18 protein-coding genes and 1 tRNA gene are annotated in these 15,265 nt (G+C 47.2%); 7 read left to right on the top strand and 12 right to left on the bottom strand.

Going from position 1 to position 15,265, the window contains the following annotated elements; genetic code table 11:
• The 6 genes from flgE to AC6R1O_RS06210 form a co-directional block, all read right to left on the bottom strand.
• On the bottom strand, nucleotides 1-1,236 hold a 1,236-nt coding region (flgE, locus tag AC6R1O_RS06235; protein ID WP_500656714.1), incomplete at its 3' end, for a flagellar hook protein FlgE.
• A gap of 43 nt (nucleotides 1,237-1,279) precedes the next feature.
• Nucleotides 1,280-1,990, bottom strand: coding sequence for a flagellar hook assembly protein FlgD (gene flgD, locus AC6R1O_RS06230; RefSeq protein ID WP_334551193.1), 711 nt, complete (start codon nucleotides 1,988-1,990; stop codon nucleotides 1,280-1,282).
• Between the two features lie 16 nt (nucleotides 1,991-2,006).
• The gene (gene flgC / locus AC6R1O_RS06225) at nucleotides 2,007-2,423 is read right to left on the bottom strand and encodes a flagellar basal body rod protein FlgC (protein WP_487903744.1); all 417 of its coding nucleotides are present in this window, start codon (nucleotides 2,421-2,423) and stop codon (nucleotides 2,007-2,009) included.
• 3 nt (nucleotides 2,424-2,426) lie between these two features.
• Nucleotides 2,427-2,822: a flagellar basal body rod protein FlgB gene (gene flgB, locus AC6R1O_RS06220; protein WP_334551195.1), complete on the bottom strand. Its 396-nt coding sequence runs from the start codon at nucleotides 2,820-2,822 to the stop codon at nucleotides 2,427-2,429.
• Between the two features lie 277 nt (nucleotides 2,823-3,099).
• Nucleotides 3,100-3,927 carry a protein-glutamate O-methyltransferase gene (locus tag AC6R1O_RS06215; RefSeq protein ID WP_487903745.1) on the bottom strand — a complete coding sequence of 276 codons (828 nt, stop codon included), beginning with the start codon at nucleotides 3,925-3,927 and terminating at the stop codon, nucleotides 3,100-3,102.
• A gap of 10 nt (nucleotides 3,928-3,937) precedes the next feature.
• Nucleotides 3,938-4,864: a chemotaxis protein CheV gene (locus tag AC6R1O_RS06210; protein WP_334551197.1), complete on the bottom strand. Its 927-nt coding sequence runs from the start codon at nucleotides 4,862-4,864 to the stop codon at nucleotides 3,938-3,940.
• A 75-nt stretch (nucleotides 4,865-4,939) separates the two neighbouring features.
• On the opposite strand from AC6R1O_RS06210, the gene flgA reads away from it, so the two are divergent.
• The 3 genes from flgA (at nucleotide 4,940) to AC6R1O_RS06195 (ending at nucleotide 6,559) form a co-directional block, all read left to right on the top strand.
• Nucleotides 4,940-5,698 (top strand): flagellar basal body P-ring formation chaperone FlgA, encoded by a 759-nt coding sequence (gene flgA, locus AC6R1O_RS06205; RefSeq protein WP_500627888.1) that lies wholly within the window; start codon nucleotides 4,940-4,942, stop codon nucleotides 5,696-5,698.
• 83 nt (nucleotides 5,699-5,781) lie between these two features.
• Nucleotides 5,782-6,099 carry a flagellar biosynthesis anti-sigma factor FlgM gene (gene flgM, locus AC6R1O_RS06200; protein ID WP_500627887.1) on the top strand — a complete coding sequence of 106 codons (318 nt, stop codon included), beginning with the start codon at nucleotides 5,782-5,784 and terminating at the stop codon, nucleotides 6,097-6,099.
• 34 nt (nucleotides 6,100-6,133) lie between these two features.
• Complete coding sequence (locus AC6R1O_RS06195) at nucleotides 6,134-6,559, top strand: flagella synthesis protein FlgN (RefSeq protein ID WP_487903749.1); 426 nt, start codon at nucleotides 6,134-6,136, stop codon at nucleotides 6,557-6,559.
• Between the two features lie 90 nt (nucleotides 6,560-6,649).
• Here AC6R1O_RS06195 and flgP read toward each other — a convergent pair whose 3' ends face one another.
• Together flgP and AC6R1O_RS06185 are read right to left on the bottom strand one after the other, a co-directional pair.
• Nucleotides 6,650-7,081: a flagellar assembly lipoprotein FlgP gene (flgP, locus tag AC6R1O_RS06190; RefSeq protein WP_334551201.1), complete on the bottom strand. Its 432-nt coding sequence runs from the start codon at nucleotides 7,079-7,081 to the stop codon at nucleotides 6,650-6,652.
• A gap of 12 nt (nucleotides 7,082-7,093) precedes the next feature.
• Nucleotides 7,094-7,729, bottom strand: coding sequence for a FlgO family outer membrane protein (locus tag AC6R1O_RS06185; protein WP_334551202.1), 636 nt, complete (start codon nucleotides 7,727-7,729; stop codon nucleotides 7,094-7,096).
• A 161-nt stretch (nucleotides 7,730-7,890) separates the two neighbouring features.
• On the opposite strand from AC6R1O_RS06185, the gene AC6R1O_RS06180 reads away from it, so the two are divergent.
• From AC6R1O_RS06180 to AC6R1O_RS06170, 3 genes are all read left to right on the top strand, one after another.
• On the top strand, nucleotides 7,891-9,024 hold the full coding sequence (locus tag AC6R1O_RS06180) for a flagellar assembly protein FlgT (RefSeq protein WP_500627885.1): 1,134 nt from the start codon (nucleotides 7,891-7,893) through the stop codon (nucleotides 9,022-9,024).
• A gap of 73 nt (nucleotides 9,025-9,097) precedes the next feature.
• Nucleotides 9,098-9,174, top strand: a tRNA-Arg gene (locus AC6R1O_RS06175).
• A 134-nt stretch (nucleotides 9,175-9,308) separates the two neighbouring features.
• Nucleotides 9,309-9,815, top strand: a complete 507-nt coding sequence (locus AC6R1O_RS06170; RefSeq protein ID WP_334551234.1) for a Fe3+-citrate ABC transporter substrate-binding protein — start codon at nucleotides 9,309-9,311, stop codon at nucleotides 9,813-9,815.
• Between the two features lie 76 nt (nucleotides 9,816-9,891).
• On the opposite strand, the gene AC6R1O_RS06165 is transcribed toward AC6R1O_RS06170, so the two are convergent.
• The 4 genes from AC6R1O_RS06165 to AC6R1O_RS06150 all read right to left on the bottom strand — a co-directional run bounded on the left by AC6R1O_RS06165 (nucleotide 9,892) and on the right by AC6R1O_RS06150 (nucleotide 14,503).
• Nucleotides 9,892-10,854, bottom strand: a complete 963-nt coding sequence (locus tag AC6R1O_RS06165; protein WP_500656716.1) for an OmpA family protein — start codon at nucleotides 10,852-10,854, stop codon at nucleotides 9,892-9,894.
• 246 nt (nucleotides 10,855-11,100) lie between these two features.
• Nucleotides 11,101-12,528, bottom strand: coding sequence for a glutamate--tRNA ligase (gene gltX / locus AC6R1O_RS06160; protein WP_500656713.1), 1,428 nt, complete (start codon nucleotides 12,526-12,528; stop codon nucleotides 11,101-11,103).
• A 96-nt stretch (nucleotides 12,529-12,624) separates the two neighbouring features.
• On the bottom strand, nucleotides 12,625-13,293 hold the full coding sequence (locus AC6R1O_RS06155; RefSeq protein ID WP_500656715.1) for a DUF2057 family protein: 669 nt from the start codon (nucleotides 13,291-13,293) through the stop codon (nucleotides 12,625-12,627).
• 97 nt (nucleotides 13,294-13,390) lie between these two features.
• Nucleotides 13,391-14,503: a porin gene (locus AC6R1O_RS06150; RefSeq protein ID WP_500656712.1), complete on the bottom strand. Its 1,113-nt coding sequence runs from the start codon at nucleotides 14,501-14,503 to the stop codon at nucleotides 13,391-13,393.
• A gap of 487 nt (nucleotides 14,504-14,990) precedes the next feature.
• On the opposite strand from AC6R1O_RS06150, the gene AC6R1O_RS06145 reads away from it, so the two are divergent.
• On the top strand, nucleotides 14,991-15,265 hold a 275-nt coding region (locus tag AC6R1O_RS06145), incomplete at its 3' end, for a hypothetical protein (RefSeq protein WP_500656711.1).

The following is a 15,265-nucleotide window of genomic DNA, read 5'->3' as shown; positions in this document are numbered from 1 at the left end:
GTTGCGCTGGGCTGAAATCAGATCCACCAGCTCTTGAGTCATATCAATGTTGGACTGTTCAAGCACACCACTATTGATTGTACCAAATGAGCCTTTGTTCGATTCTCCCCATACTTTGGCGCCAGAGTTTTGAGTGGCATCCCATTGAGTTCCACCCTTCTTATCTAGGCCTTGTTCATTGGCTACTCGAACCAACGCGACACGTCCCAAGGTGATATTCTCACCGTTAGAGTATGTGCCAAGGACACTACCGTTTTCATCAAAGTCAACCTTAGTCAAGAAGCCAGTAGTTGCACCATCTTCGTCAAACTTGGTCAATTCAAACGGAGCCGCAAACTGAGTGGCACTATCAAGGCCAAACGACAATGTTTGGTTGATGTCTGCACCGTTCAAGTCAATCGGGTTAGCACCCGCCCCCAAAGGTTCGGAGACGATATTCTGCCCATTGTTTAAACTGGCTAGCGTACCATCATTATTGAAACGCATAGTGTGACCGACATGCCCCGTAGGACTCGTTGCATCACCACCAACGATGTTCAGTGGCTTCTCACCGGCACTGTCCGTCACCGTGTAGTATGTCTGCCACGTATTCGCCTGATTTTGATCTTTTAGATAGTAGGTCGTCAGTTTGTACGACTGGCCCATCGAATCATAAATCGTCGAGGACGTTGAGCGGTTGTACGTCTCTGGATCGGAATAATCAAACAAGGTTGGGTCCTTCAAATCCCCACCCGCAGGTAAGTTCACCCCTACTTCAATGTTTGCTGTTTGCTTTGGCTTACCAAACTCTTTTGGAATGTTAAGTGGCGAAGGCTCATAAGAGAGAACATCACCGGTATCTGGATTGACTTGGTAACCGAGTAAGAACTCGTCATTGGCGGTCACCATGTAGTTGTTTTTATCCAAATGAAACGCGCCGTTACGAGTCAGTTCATTGGATGTTGGGGTTAATCTGTCTTTTGCGACGGCAAAGAACCCCGTACCAGATACACGCAAATCCATCGGGTTATTGGTATAAATACTGGAACCTTCATGGAACTGCTGAGCAACCTGTGCTGCCTGCACACCTTGCCCTGGCGTTGTTTTCGCATGGGTAAAGAGTGAATTTGAGTACACATCGCCAAACTCTGCACGCGACTCTTTAAAGCCGAACGTGTTTGCGTTCGCAATGTTGTTACTGGTAGTGTTCAGATCTAACTGAGCTGCGGATAACCCGCTAAGTGCAACATATGACATTCCAAAATCTCCTATCTAGCTAGCGTCGTTTATCACTAACACGTTACGCTTTGCCAACTTCTAGTACTTCAGCAAGTCGAACTGGCGACTCGAAGCCAGCCAGATTGAGTAGTACGTTACCATCGCCTTTACCTAAGAGAACACTATTGACGTTTGCATAGGTTGATACCTCAAACTCTTTCGATTCTCCATCCAGCAAACCCGCGGCTCTCACCTTGTATTTGCCAGCCGGCAATGGATTACCGTTTTGATCCTTGCCGTCCCATTCGACTCGGTTGTCGCCCGCAGGCTTAGCACCAGCATCGAAGGTTCGAACAAGTTGGCCCATTTGGTCTTCAATACGCACCATCATGTTGTCTACGGATTGCGGAAGCTTGACCATCGCAGCCATGCTGCCAGTGTCCTTCTTCACACCCGAAGCGCCAGGGACTAATACATCACGTCCTACTAATGATGAGGCTTGAAGCGCTTGGTTCGACGTCATAGAGGTATTGAGCGTTTCGAACTGAGTGTTCATTTTGCCAATCCCGTCTACCGTCGCAAATGACGCCATTTGCGCAATCATCTGGTCATTACTGACCGGCTTAAACGGATCTTGCTGAGCAAGCTGCTTAGTGAGTAGTGATAAGAAGTCTTCTTGTTTAAGATCTTGCTTACCTGTGGTCTCATTAGGCTTATTCTTGTCTTGAAGCTGTTTAAGCTGGTCGATATAGGACAAGCCGTTTTGACCAACATTATTTATGCCATCGGCCATACGTTACCTCCTATCCTTATTGACCCATCTGCAGCGTACGCAGCAGCATTTGTTTGCTTGCATCTGCCACTTGAACATTCGTTTGGTATGAACGAGAAGCAGAAATCATGTTGGCCATTTCTTCCATCACATTGACGTTAGGTTTGTAAATATACCCTTCATCATTGGCAAGTGGGTGGTCAGGGTTGTACTCCGCGGTGAGCGGTTTATCACTTTCAACGATGCCCATTACCTTCACTGGCACCATATGGTCGCGGCCATACTTTGCCTTACTTAACTCTGCACCAAATACTGCATGGCGAGCCTTATAGGTATCTTTCGCAGAGCTTGAGATACTGTCCGCATTCGCCAAGTTGCTCGAGGTGGTATTTAGACGAACAGATTCAGCGCTCATCGCAGAACCAGTGACATTGAAAACGTTAAATAAGCTCATCTATTAATCCCCTTTGATTGCCTTGGTTAAGTTCTTGAACTTACTGCCTAGGAAGTCCAGTGACGCTTGGTGTCTAATTTGGTTTTGCATAAACAAGTTACGCTCTAAATCCACATCCACCGTGTTGCCGTCACCCGTGTCAGGTTGGGTTGGAAGACGATACATGACTTCCCCTGTCACCTGAGTAGAGGCAGGAATATGCCGACCATCCGTACGGCTAAGACTAATGCTTGCCCCCGACGTTGCCGCCTGTAATGCCTTTTGAAAGTCCATCCCTTTCGATTTATACCCAGGCGTATTGGCTTGCGCGATGTTGGTGGAAATCACCTCAGCATTACGCTCACGTACACCCACCGTATGTTGGTGGATACCTAGTGCATTGTCGAAAGAAATAGCCATGTTGACCTCTACTCAAAGAACTGACCGATACTATTAAATGATTTAGCAATTAGCGTACCAACTTTTAGGATTGCCATTGTTTAGCCATTTAATCGAGTGTACGAGACACTCACGTTTTGTTTAGCAATTACCGAGCCAATTTCCGGTCAGTTGGGAACCCGTCTTTGTCGATGTCATCATTGCTACACATAGGCATTGTTGCTACGGATAGGTATTCACAGTATGGCAGAAAAAAAATCCCAGCCACAAGGCTGGGATTTGAGTGAGAGTGGGAAAACTACTTGAGCTTGTAAATAATGCCTGGGTTGCAACGTACCATCTCAAAACGGTCGGTCAGCCCAGTGAGTGACTCCGATGCTCCAAGCAACAAATAACCACCGGGGTTAAGACTATTGGCCATCTGGTTGAGCACTTTCGATTTCATATCCGGCGAGAAATAGATCAATACGTTACGACAAAATATGATGTCAAATTTACCCAATAACGCATAGCTTTCCATTAAGTTCTGTGGTCGAAAATTCACCAAACGCTTCACGTTGTCTTTCACTTTCATTCGGCCATCTCCGGCATCTTCAAAGAAAGTACGACGACGCTCGGGTGAGAGACCTCGCCCTAGAGCAAGGTTGTCATAGATACCCGCTCGACACATATCCAACATGCTAGATGAGATATCCGTTGCCGTAATGGCCACACTCGGTAGCAAGCCTGGTTTGCGTTGCTGCGTCTCTAACACTGTCATTGCCATAGAGTAGGGTTCTTGACCCGACGAGCTAGCCGCTGACCATATTTTGATTGGGCGCTTATTCGCGGCCACTTCCGGCAGAAGCTTGTCGGCCAATACTGTAAATGGGTAACCATCACGAAACCATAAGGTTTCGTTGGTTGTCATCGCATCTACAGCGGCAACACGCAGCTCACGGTTTCTCCCAGTGACGACATCTCTCAACAGGTCAGATAAAGAGGCCAACTTAAACTTGGTCACCAGCGGACTCAAGCGGCTCCGAACGAGGTACTGCTTGCTATCCCCAAGCACAATGCCACATTGCGCTTCGAGGAAACGGCTGAAATCACGATACTCTTGATCGCTTATTGTTATGGCTGTCATTCAGTTCTCTTTAGTTAGTCAGCGCAGATTTCACTGCATTACCTAGCTCATCAGGATTGAATTTCGCGATAAATGAGTTGGCGCCTACACGCTCCACCATCGCTTGGTTAAAGACACCACTGAGTGATGAGTGAAGGATAACGTACAAATTTTTCAAATCGGCATTGCGGCGAATTTCGGCCGTTAACGTGTATCCATCCATCTCTGGCATTTCGATGTCTGAGATCACCAAGGAAATCTGGTCATAAATACTGCCTTCCGCGGCCATTTCCACCAGTTTTTCGTACGCTTCTTTCCCATCTTTAACCGCAATGACCTCAAAACCAATTGAAGTAATCGCTCTTTCTACCTGTTTCCGTGCCACAGTGGAGTCATCGGCAATGAGAATTCGGCGAACAATCTGTTTTTCTGTCTCAGCTTGGGCGATTTCCTCACCGATGGATGCATCCATGGTTTCATCAACCGGCGCGATTTCTGCAAGGATTTTCTCTACATCGAGAATTTCAACCAACTCGTTATCGATGTTGGTGACCGCAGTGAGGTAGTTTGCTTTACCTGCGCCATCTGGCGGCGGCAAGATCGCTTCCCAATGCATGTTGATGATGCGCTCGACAGAGGTGACCAAAAACGCTTGAATAGAGCGGTTGAACTCGGCAATGACAACGAAAGCTTTTTCTACATCTGTGGTCGGACGTCCACCGATGGCTAAACTTAAATCAATGACAGAAACCGTATGGCCACGAATGTGGGCGACCCCTTTCACCAAACGGTGCAGATTTGGCATAGAAGTAAGCTTAGGACATTGGAGCACCTCTTTTACTTTAAATACGTTTATTCCATAGCGCTGACGCCCCATCAGGCGGAAGGTAAGGAGTTCCAATCGGTTTTGACCGACGAGTTGCGTACGCTGATTCACAGAATCAAGAATACCGGTCATAAGCTCATCTCCATCTAAAACTTTCGTGTCAAAAAATGATAGTCTACTACAAGCTAAGAAATTCTAGGAAACAGAATGAAGAACCTAAAATCACAGTTTTGTTCAATTTCCACTAGTTGTTCTTTCACTAAGTGTAGAGCTTTATTTAAAAGAGTTTATACGTCTATCGGTGTTTTGTGTATTTTCTTTAGCTTTTCAGTCAATTCCGCTACCGAAGCTCAGATATTTGCCATACAAAATGCCGCTCAAGAGTACATTTTAACCAATGTCGAATGGCCGACAGGTGGTACTTTGGAGGCAGACGCCGCCTCCATCGATAGTCGTATTTTTGCCACAGATTGCCCCGAGCCGCTTGTTGCATCCTCTAGTTCCACCAACCCGATGGCCAGTAATATTACCGTCCAAGTCGAGTGTGAAGCGGATAACTGGCGGGTCTATGTGCCCGTTCGCCTGACGAGAACCGGTCCACAAGTCACTCTACTGAGCCCAATTTCCCGTGGACAAATCATCGCAGCACACGACATTACAATCAGCATGGTTGATTTGCAACGCTTCAGACGGCAAGGTTTTTCCTCGCTCGAAGCGGTCATTGGAGCCAAAGCCAAAAAAAACATGAACGCGGGTGACGTAGTCGAAAACCGTGATATTTGCGTGGTGTGCCGCAATGAAACCGTCACCATTCGCGCCGTACAGTCTGGTATGACCATCACCACCAAAGGCGTGGCTTTGACAGATGGATCTCACGGTGAGCAGATAAGAGTGAAAAATAGTAAATCCAACCGTATAATTGAAGGCAGAGTAACAGGCATTTCAGAAGTCACGGTTATTTTTTAACTTTGGTTGAAAAAGCACTAAAGTTATTCGCCCTGTAGTCGATAGTGACAGTACAGGTCATCCTCTAATTAAAAGGCTCAAACATGGCAGGTATTGATAACATTCGTGCAGGGCAGACGTTAACCACGTCCACTCGTAGCCCCTCGCGTAGTGAAACGAACGCAACATCCAGCACAAGTGACTCTCCGAGCAAGTCGGGTGTGGCGCAAGATTCGGTGTCCCTCAGCACACAAGGTAAAGCGGTGGGCGAGATGCATAACCAAATGGCAAGTCAACCCAGCTTTGACAAAGCAAAAGTGGCGGCAATCAAAGAAGCGATTGCAAACGGCTCTTATTCCGTGGATCCGGAAAAGCTGGCTGACAACATGATGAAATTCGAAAAAGAGCTTGGTGGTTTTTAACCACTGAATTTGGAACTGAAGAAACAATACCACCATGGCAGCGTTAAAAGGGCTTGTAGAATTCCAATTGCAAAGCGCAACCGAATTGTCGGCACTGTTAGAGCAAGAAAAAGTGGCGATAGCCAGTCGCGTCTCTAAAGATATCGAACAGGTTGCGAAAGCGAAGGTTGATCTTATCTCTAAGCTTCAACAAACCGATCAACGCATTCAGAAACACCCCGATGTTGAGACGCTGACGAGCGATCCAGAGTTGAGCCCTCTGGTCGACAAGATCCGCAGCATCATCTCTGATTGCCAGCAGGCCAATGCCGTCAACGGTGAAGCATTGCAACGTGCTCAATTGAGCTTCAATAAACTCAACAATCTCATGAAACAGTCCCAGGGTAAGCTTGGTATGACGTACACTGCCGAAGGGCAAACCAGTAACGTCACCACCCTTGGCACTAATATTAAAGCCTAAAGTCGCTATCGCGTTACATTGTTAGGATGATATAAAAACGGCGCTCATAAGAGCGCCGTTTTTATATCGGAAATCAGAGAAAAGATGTGCCTAGAATAACGTTTGCTGGCGTTTTTCTGGAACTTGCTGCACTTCCCCATAGTCTCGCAACTGATTCATTTTTTTGACATCAAGTCGAAGTTCCGTGACGTAACTGTCACCGACTTTATAACTACGGACTACTTCAGCACCACGAATGACCCCATCTACGGCTCCCGATGTCAGCTCTGTCCCTAAGCGTTGATCTTTCAAGTCTGCTCTGGCACTCACTCTCAAACCATACACCTGTTCGGCGAGCTCTCGGTAAGCGTCAATTTTAGAGGCTCTCATCGCCCGAACTTGCTTCTCTTCTTCATTGTTGCCTTTTTGCTCACTAATGCTTGCGTAACCAACAGCCGTGAGCCAATCTTCAGGCCGCATGTTTTGAATCGGCTGACAGCCCACCATAATGAGAGCAACTATCAGTAGTATCACTTTTTTCATCATGTCTCCCTACTATGGTCGCAAAATAACAGTGTATGGCTGAGTCATCGTTGGGTCAGAACGAATCAGCACTCCATCTTGAGTACGGATACTATTCAATGTATCCAAATCGCGACCAATTCGGTCAGCCGGTAAGAAACCCTGTGCGGTGGCGACAACAACTCTAGACTGCATCCCCACAACTCGCGCATTCACGATCACCCCCCCTTCTTGGCGAAGCATGGTGCCCGTCAACACGTACTGGATATCTTGCTCCTGAGCAAGGTCCTTCCAATCGCGGCTAAACGCGAAATCACCCGAATGTGTGACCTGAATCGACCCTGTCGTTTTGAAATCAACGACTTTAAAACCGCGGCGTTGAAATTGATGGATGAACCCCTCTGACACTGAATTTCCAAGCCAGTTCGTCGCATCCATATTTTGCAAGTCGACAAAAGAGGTCACGGCGATGGGCGTTCGTGCTGATACACTCGTGTTTGAAATCATCAAGTCTTCTGTCATGCTCTCAACAAAGAAGTCAAGAGTATGACGCGGACTTTCCATCAACATAAATTGTGAACCACGGTAAGCTTCTTTACCGTTGTATATTGGGGCGTAAGCACAAGCCGTCAGCATGACGACTGGTACAAGCAATAACCATTTTTTCATTCTCTTATCTCCGATAACCCTAGGCATTCTTCGTTCCGACCGTTTTTAGTTGAAAAAGTGGAACGCTCTTTGCTTTTCTAATTGTGCAATCATTTAGAATCACAATGCCTAAATCAGCTAAGATTAACTAAGCAAAAAACGAACCAAGTTGGTAATCGAACATGAAAAAAACACTTCTGACCGTTATCTCTGGCTTGTATCTTAGCCTCTTCTCCTCGATCGCGAATGCAGGCTGGTATGAGGTCACCGGCGTCGCTACCGTGGTGTCATCAGAAGAGGTGGCAAGAATACATGCGTTAGAAGATGCGCTTTATAAAGCAGTCAGCTTTTCTGGCGCTGACATCGGCAGCATTAGTAACTTGCGTCCCTTCTTGGAAACATCGCAAAAAGAGTATCAATTTACTAACAGTGAAGTGCGTTACATCTTGATTGAGGAGCAGAGAGTACGCAGTGGCACCATGTACTTACGTGCGCGTATTGACATCTATCCATCGGCAACAGGTTGCCACGTGAGTCAATACAAGAAGACTCTCTTAGTGGGCAATATCGATTTAGCTTCACCCCAGCAAGCTGTCATGGGGCAAATCTATAGTGTCGGGGACGACTTCGCCCAAGTCATCAACCGCCAACTCGACAATGAATCGGCAAGTTTTGTATCGGTAGGCACCACAGATTTTGAAATCAACAAAGATTACCCAGAAAGATTAAAAATGATCGCGCAAGATACTGGCGCGCAGTACATCATTGGCGGCGTTATCAACGACTTGACAGCGACCATTGAACAAAAATTGCTGCAAGACGACATCATCAACCGACAGTTCTCACTCGAGATGACGGTGTACGACGGCAAAACGGGTAATGAGGTTTACCACCGAAACTATCGTGAAGTGGCAAAATGGCCGTTCCCTAAAACCAGCCAAGTGGACACTAAGAGCGCGCGTTTTTGGGCGTCGACCTACGGCAGTATGATGTTGCGCGTAAGCCGAAACATCATGTTGGATCTTGAATCTGAAATCTCTTGTAAAATCACCTTACCTGAAGTGGTCGCCAAGTGGGGCAACACCATTACCATGGATCTCGGTCGTGTACATGGCGTCGTCGAAGGCGATAAGTTGCAGCTATGGCATACAGGTTCTTTCATCGACCAACGTGGGTTACCACGCAATAAAGTCACAGAAACGGACATCACACTGACGGTATCTCGTGTGTATGAAAACGAAGCTGAGCTTACTATTGACCAACCCGAGTTACTGGGGAGTATTCAAATTGGCGATGTGATGCACAAACTGCTCTAGCGATGTTCAAAAGTAAACCAGATCATAGTGTTACCTCTTAACAACAGCACAAATTGGGGTATCATACTCCTGAGCTCCCGTGGCACAGCTGGATAGCGCGGCCCCCTCCTAAGGGGCAGGTCACAGGTTCGAATCCTGTCGGGAGCGCCAATATTCAAGAGCGGGTATCCACTCGCTCTTTTGCTTCCATTGTGAGCCTCTGCGCAATTACTTTTACTCTCTATTTTCCCTTGCGGCGAATCTCTTCTAAACTAGTAATTAACAAAGTTGTAGATAACCGCACAATGACAAAAAGCAACCTCATTACCAATACAGGCCATCGTTTTATTTCAAAAGCGAAAACCGCCTACAAAATTCATATCCATACGCCGGATGATAAGGTGTTGCACCGTTCGGTTGGCTATGTTCGTATCGGTGAAAAGAAAGGGCTGCAAAAAGCGATTCGCCTGAGAAATGAGCTGGGTAGCGAAATGTGGGGCAAATTCTGGCGTCGCATCCTCAAAGATCCCTACCTGATCACGCGCCTCCCCCACTCACTGGAACCTAAAATTATTTATAAACCTCGACCCACAAAACACGATCCGGAGGCGAGAGACGAATGCTATATCGCCGCATGGAGAAACTACGATGACAATGGCCGTTTAATCTATAAAAGTGTCGTCTGTTCTATCAAAAAGCATGGTCGCTTGGGTGCCTACACCAAAACCAAAAAAGCCCTATTGGAAGCCAATAAGGATAATCTTGAAATACTCGAGTTCATGGGCCGCTTAACGAGTATCGCTCTCAAATAATCAAACTACGTTCTCAAGCCATAACGTAAAAAGCCTTGGCAGATGCCAAGGCTTTAGTATCAACATAGTGATCAACTTACTCTTCGTATTCAAACTCAGGAACGTTGATTTCGACGCGACGGTTCTTTTGACGACCTTCGCTCGTCTCATTTGACGCGATAGGGCTAGATTCACCTTTGCCCTCTGCAGTGATGCGCGAAGCATCGATGCCTTCATTTTCAAGCAAGCCGGCGATCGCTTGCGCACGCTTCTCTGACAACGTCTGATTGTACGCCGCTGAACCTGTGGAGTCCGTGTGACCTGTAATGGTAACGGTAGATTGCGGATACTGCTTCATCATGGCAACAAGTTTGTCGAGCATCGCGACACTTTCTGACTTTAGCTCAGCGCTGTTCACTTCGAAGATACCGGCATCAACCAACTGGGCGGTGAATTTCTTGGTTGCAGGCTCGGCGACCACTTCTTGCACCGGCTCTGCCACCATCACCTCGGCGACGGGCTCTTCCGTTGTCATCGGCTGCTCACTCGCACCGAAACGGTAAACGAAATTCATCGTAGCAGAGTTCACGGCTGCACGAGCTGAGTTGTTATTTACGTCAGTCAAGCGCTGATATTCAATACGCACACCAGTGGACTTGCTCGCATTGAGCTCAACACCCACAGCCCCTAAGAATGACGCATCATTCTCACTTCCATAATCGACATAAGCACCGCCAACTTTACCGTAGAGTGAAATCACATCGGTCAGAGGTACACTGAGTTTCGGCGCAAGGGTAAACGCGCTGGCGGACTCGTCAGCAATACCATCAGCGGTGTATTTACCGAGATAGTCATAACCCGCTTCTAGGCCAAGCCAGTCCACAAATTGGTAACCCGCGAACACACCACCAGTGATGGCATCATCATCACAATCTGCGGTCATATCACACGCATCATTTAACCAAGATTTACCGACTTTACCCCCTAAGTACACATCAGCGAATGAAGGCGCTGAAGAGAAAGCGAGAGCACTTGCTACAACCACTGCTACTGTTTTTATTTTCATTTATTTTCTCCTTAATGCGCGGTCCGTTGACCACCACTTCCATTGGAAGACACCCTTTCAGAATATGTGAAGAATTACCAAATGTCTTGTCTCAAAGGTTAAAATAGCGTGAAAAATTATATTGATAAGTCAGTGATTAGTTAAACAAAGAAACCCAAAACTAGTGAACACCCCATAGATGTAAAAAAGCCGCAGAGATTAACCACTGCGGCTAGTGTCTTGATCTACTTAACGCGCGATTTACGCGTTCGCTTCACGCTCAGCAATAAAAGCAAGTGCCAATTCAATACGAGCGACAACGCGTTCTTTACCGATAAGCGCCATCACGGCATCAACTGATGGTGATTGACCACCGCCAGTCACAGCGACGCGCAGCGGCATACCAATTTTACCCATGCCGATCTCAAGCTCTTCACACACAGCGGCAATGATCGCTTGCTTGATGTTGTCGGTTGTCCACTCTGTCAGGGCTTTGGCTTTCTCTAGTGCAAGTTGTAGAGGTTCTTTGGCAACGCCACGAAGGTGCTTCTTCGCCGCCCCGGCTTCGAACTCCGAAAAATCTTCGTAGAAGTATCGAATTTGCTCAGCCAGTTCCACTAATGTGTGACAACGCTCGCCGACCAGTTGAATCACATCTGTGATCGCAGGGCCATTTGAGATATCGAGTTTTTGGTTATCCAAATGCCATTGAAGATGCGTTGCAACGTACGCTGGATCGGAGGTTTTGATGTAGTGGTTGTTCAACCAAAGTAACTTGTCTGTGTTAAACGCAGAAGCAGACTTAGAAATCGCCTTCAAGGAGAAATGTTCAATCATCTCTTCGCGTGAGAAGATCTCTTGGTCGCCATGAGACCAGCCCAAACGCACTAGGTAGTTGTTGAGTGCATTCGGCAGATAACCTTCATCACGGTATTGCATCACAGAGACCGCGCCGTGGCGTTTTGACAGCTTCGCACCGTCATCACCCAAAATCATGGCACAGTGGGCAAACGTTGGCACGGGTGCACCTAGCGCTTTGTAAATATTGATTTGACGAGGCGTGTTGTTGATGTGGTCTTCACCGCGAACAACGTGAGTGATACCCATGTCCCAATCGTCGACAACAACCACAAAGTTGTAGGTTGGCGCGCCATCCGTACGACGGATAATCAGATCATCCAACTGATCGTTGCCAATTTCGATGCGGCCGCGAATTTGGTCGTCAAACACTACGCTGCCTTCTTTCGGGTTGCGGAAACGAATCACACACGGATCACCCTCTTTTGCTGCCGCGTTGGCAGCGATAATTTTCGGGTGGTTGGCGTCGTAGCGCGGCATCTGCTTTGCTTCTTCTTGTTCTGCGCGAATTTCATCAAGCAGCTCTTTCGGTGCGTAACATTTGTACGCTTTGTCTTCAGCCAGCAGTTTGTCGACCATTTCATTGTAACGATCAAAACGCTTGGATTGGTAGTACGGGCCCTCGTCCCACTCAAGTCCCATCCATTGCATGCCTTCAAGAATCGCATTGACAGCTTCTTGTGAATTACGCTCAAGGTCGGTGTCTTCAATACGAAGTACAAATTCACCGCCTTGGCTTTTTGCGTAGAGCCAAGAATAAAGAGCAGTACGAGCGCCACCCACATGGAGGTAGCCTGTCGGGCTTGGAGCAAAACGAGTTTTAACCGTCATGTAAAATACCTTGATTGTCTGAATGACTGCGCCGCCTTCCGTTTGCGAGGAGTGTGACGCCAAAATTGCGCGTTATTTTAGCACCGATATGTAAATCTACAATCCGTGGTTAAGGTGTTTTACTGCCCAAGAGAGAAACTCTTGGCGTTCTGAGGCTGGAAGCGTGAGAAAATCATGTTGCAACCGCGATGTGCGTGTCAATTCCTCCTTATCCGTCAAACTCGGCGTCGCCTCTAGAAAAACGTCGGATGACGTTGGAGACCTAGCAGCTGTCGCAGTTGATGTTAATGTTGAGGTGCGCAGCTGCGCTTTACCATCACCAAGTTCGTTGTAGCTTGCTAACATTTCATCGTAATTTTTGGTCAGAGAAAAACTCTGGTCGTAGATTTCATCGGATTGATACGGCAAAGGCTGGCCATTGACGTGTAAATGGACACTCGGTGCCCGTTTATACCGCTCGACCCCTCTTTGATCGCGGATAACAAAGGGTTCTGCAATGGTCACCGCTTGATCGTGCGCCTCAAATGTGACCACTAGAGGTAAGCCATTAAACTTCTGTTTACCTCCGTTGGTGTCAATCATCCCACTGACTCGCACTAGCAGTTGATTGGTGCCGTTGGGCAGTTGCCATTCACCCGGTTTAACATGAACAATGGTATCGGTTGAGTTGAGCGCTAACACCTCCACTCGCCCCTCGGTCGTCAATTGCACGCTGGCCCACAGTGACTGACAGATAAACAAACTCAGCAGCGTTAATGCTCTCATCACGATCTTTCCTCTATTTTTATAATGGCATAACAGTGGCAAAAAGCACAAAACGACAAAAGGCGGACAGAGCCCGCCTTGTCTTTCTTGCTCTAAATTAGAATACCCATTCGGTACCGATACGAATCATCAAATCGTCATCAAACGCTGCGTCGTCTTGTTGTGTCAAACGAACGAAGGTGTAGACAGAGTTAAATGAGTAACCGAATTCACCACTGATTGAGGTAGAATCCAGATCCTTATCTTTTCGGCCATCTTGCTTACCGGTTTGATCCGCGTAGCCGACACGAATATTGGCATTGCCAAAGTAGTAGTTCGCTTGAATGGAGTAAGCGTCGATTTCACGCTCTTTGTAGCCGTAGCCGCCACCATTGTTGGTCGAGTCGTAAGAGCCAGATTTGTACGCCCCCAAGAGGTTGAAGTTGTCGAGTGGACGAAGTTCAAAACCGACAAAGTACGCATCGGTATCACCAATTGATGCTGCAACTCCTGGTTTCCATGAAGGCTGACCATTTGGATCTGGATTGTTCGTATCCCAAATGCCTGATTCACCACCTTCAAACGTTGTTCCTTCGGCAGTTTCAAACGCCGCATGTAGAGTCAACATATCGATTGGCGTCACAGAGATAGAACCACCAAAGAAATTCGAATCTTCGTGATTTTCGCTACCGTTACCACCGGCCAAGCTAAATTTCACCATCTCACCAAACACTGGCAAATCGTAGCGGAACATTTGGCTCTTACGGTCAAAATGGTAACGCTCACCGCTTCGCCATGCGCGGTCAAATGTGCGGCCTAAGTTCGATGCTGAGTATGGCCAGTCCACCAATTCATACATAGGTGTCAACATACGACCAAAACGCACGGAGCCCCAATCATCGCCGCGTAGGCCAACGAAGGTATCACGGTTGCCGAGCTTAGCGCCGTCATCCAGAACCCAACCCGATTCCACTTGAGCAAATGCCGTGACGCTGTCCGTCATCACTTTCGCAGCGCGAAAACCAACACGCGTTTCATTCTCTAGTGCCCAGCCTGCATCCGGCCCTGCATCATTCGATGCGCCGTAATCCACCGCTGAAATGGAGACAACACCATACACTTCAACATTGGCATCATTTGGGTCACCTAACATGTAAGCGTGTGCAGCGCCCGCAGTCAGAGTCGCCGCAGCAACGGCTGCGCTAAGAAACGTTTTTTTAAAGTGAGACATAAGATTAACCCCTATATAGTCATTTTTTGAATTTTTCTCTTGCCTCACCACCGCGCTGATGAATTCACCGTGGTGAGGACTCTTTATGGACGGGCTCATCTTGGTAAACTTTTTTCGCCTTAAAAAACAAACCAAATTATTTTTCGACTCACTTCAAATTTGTCATTGAGAGAATATCTAAATCAATGATATTTCAATGGGTTAATAAAAACCTAAAGCGATAAAAACGGCAATTTTGAGCTTTTTCTACCCGTAAAGCGGTGAGATTGTTAACGACGTCAAAGCCTATTTGCGTTTCTTTAGTTCACTTTATATTTGTAATAAAAAAAGAGTGAACACGATCTCACTTGATGCAAGTCACTGATTTTGTTTGATACGTTGATTTCAACGAATTTGACGTCATTCGGGCTCCAATGCTTGACCTTTCCCCAGAGGTAAGGTTTATGCTTATCAAACTCACATCGAATAACAGTGAAAGGCCGTCGCTATGTACAGGTTTGATATTCCATTACAGGGTTTGAGTTGCATGGGCTGCGCACGCAAAGTAGAGCGAGCGCTGATAGAGCATCATGCGCTCACCGTCCTCGACGTATCGAAAAAACACATTGAAGTCGAAAGTCACGCCCCGTATGGCGAACTGGCGAAAACGGTGGCATCTTTAGGCTATCAATCAGGAACGAGCTGTGCGTTTTCACTCTCGGGGCTAAACTGTGGCCGATGCGTGTCCAAGCTGCGAACGGCGCTCGAATCCCATCCGTCTAT

It is taken from the genome of Vibrio sp. R11-SG3-ISO3-SZ (assembly GCF_059834345.1).
The sequence above is the reverse complement of the archived record's forward strand: the minus strand, read 5'-3'. Positions and strand labels throughout refer to the sequence as shown.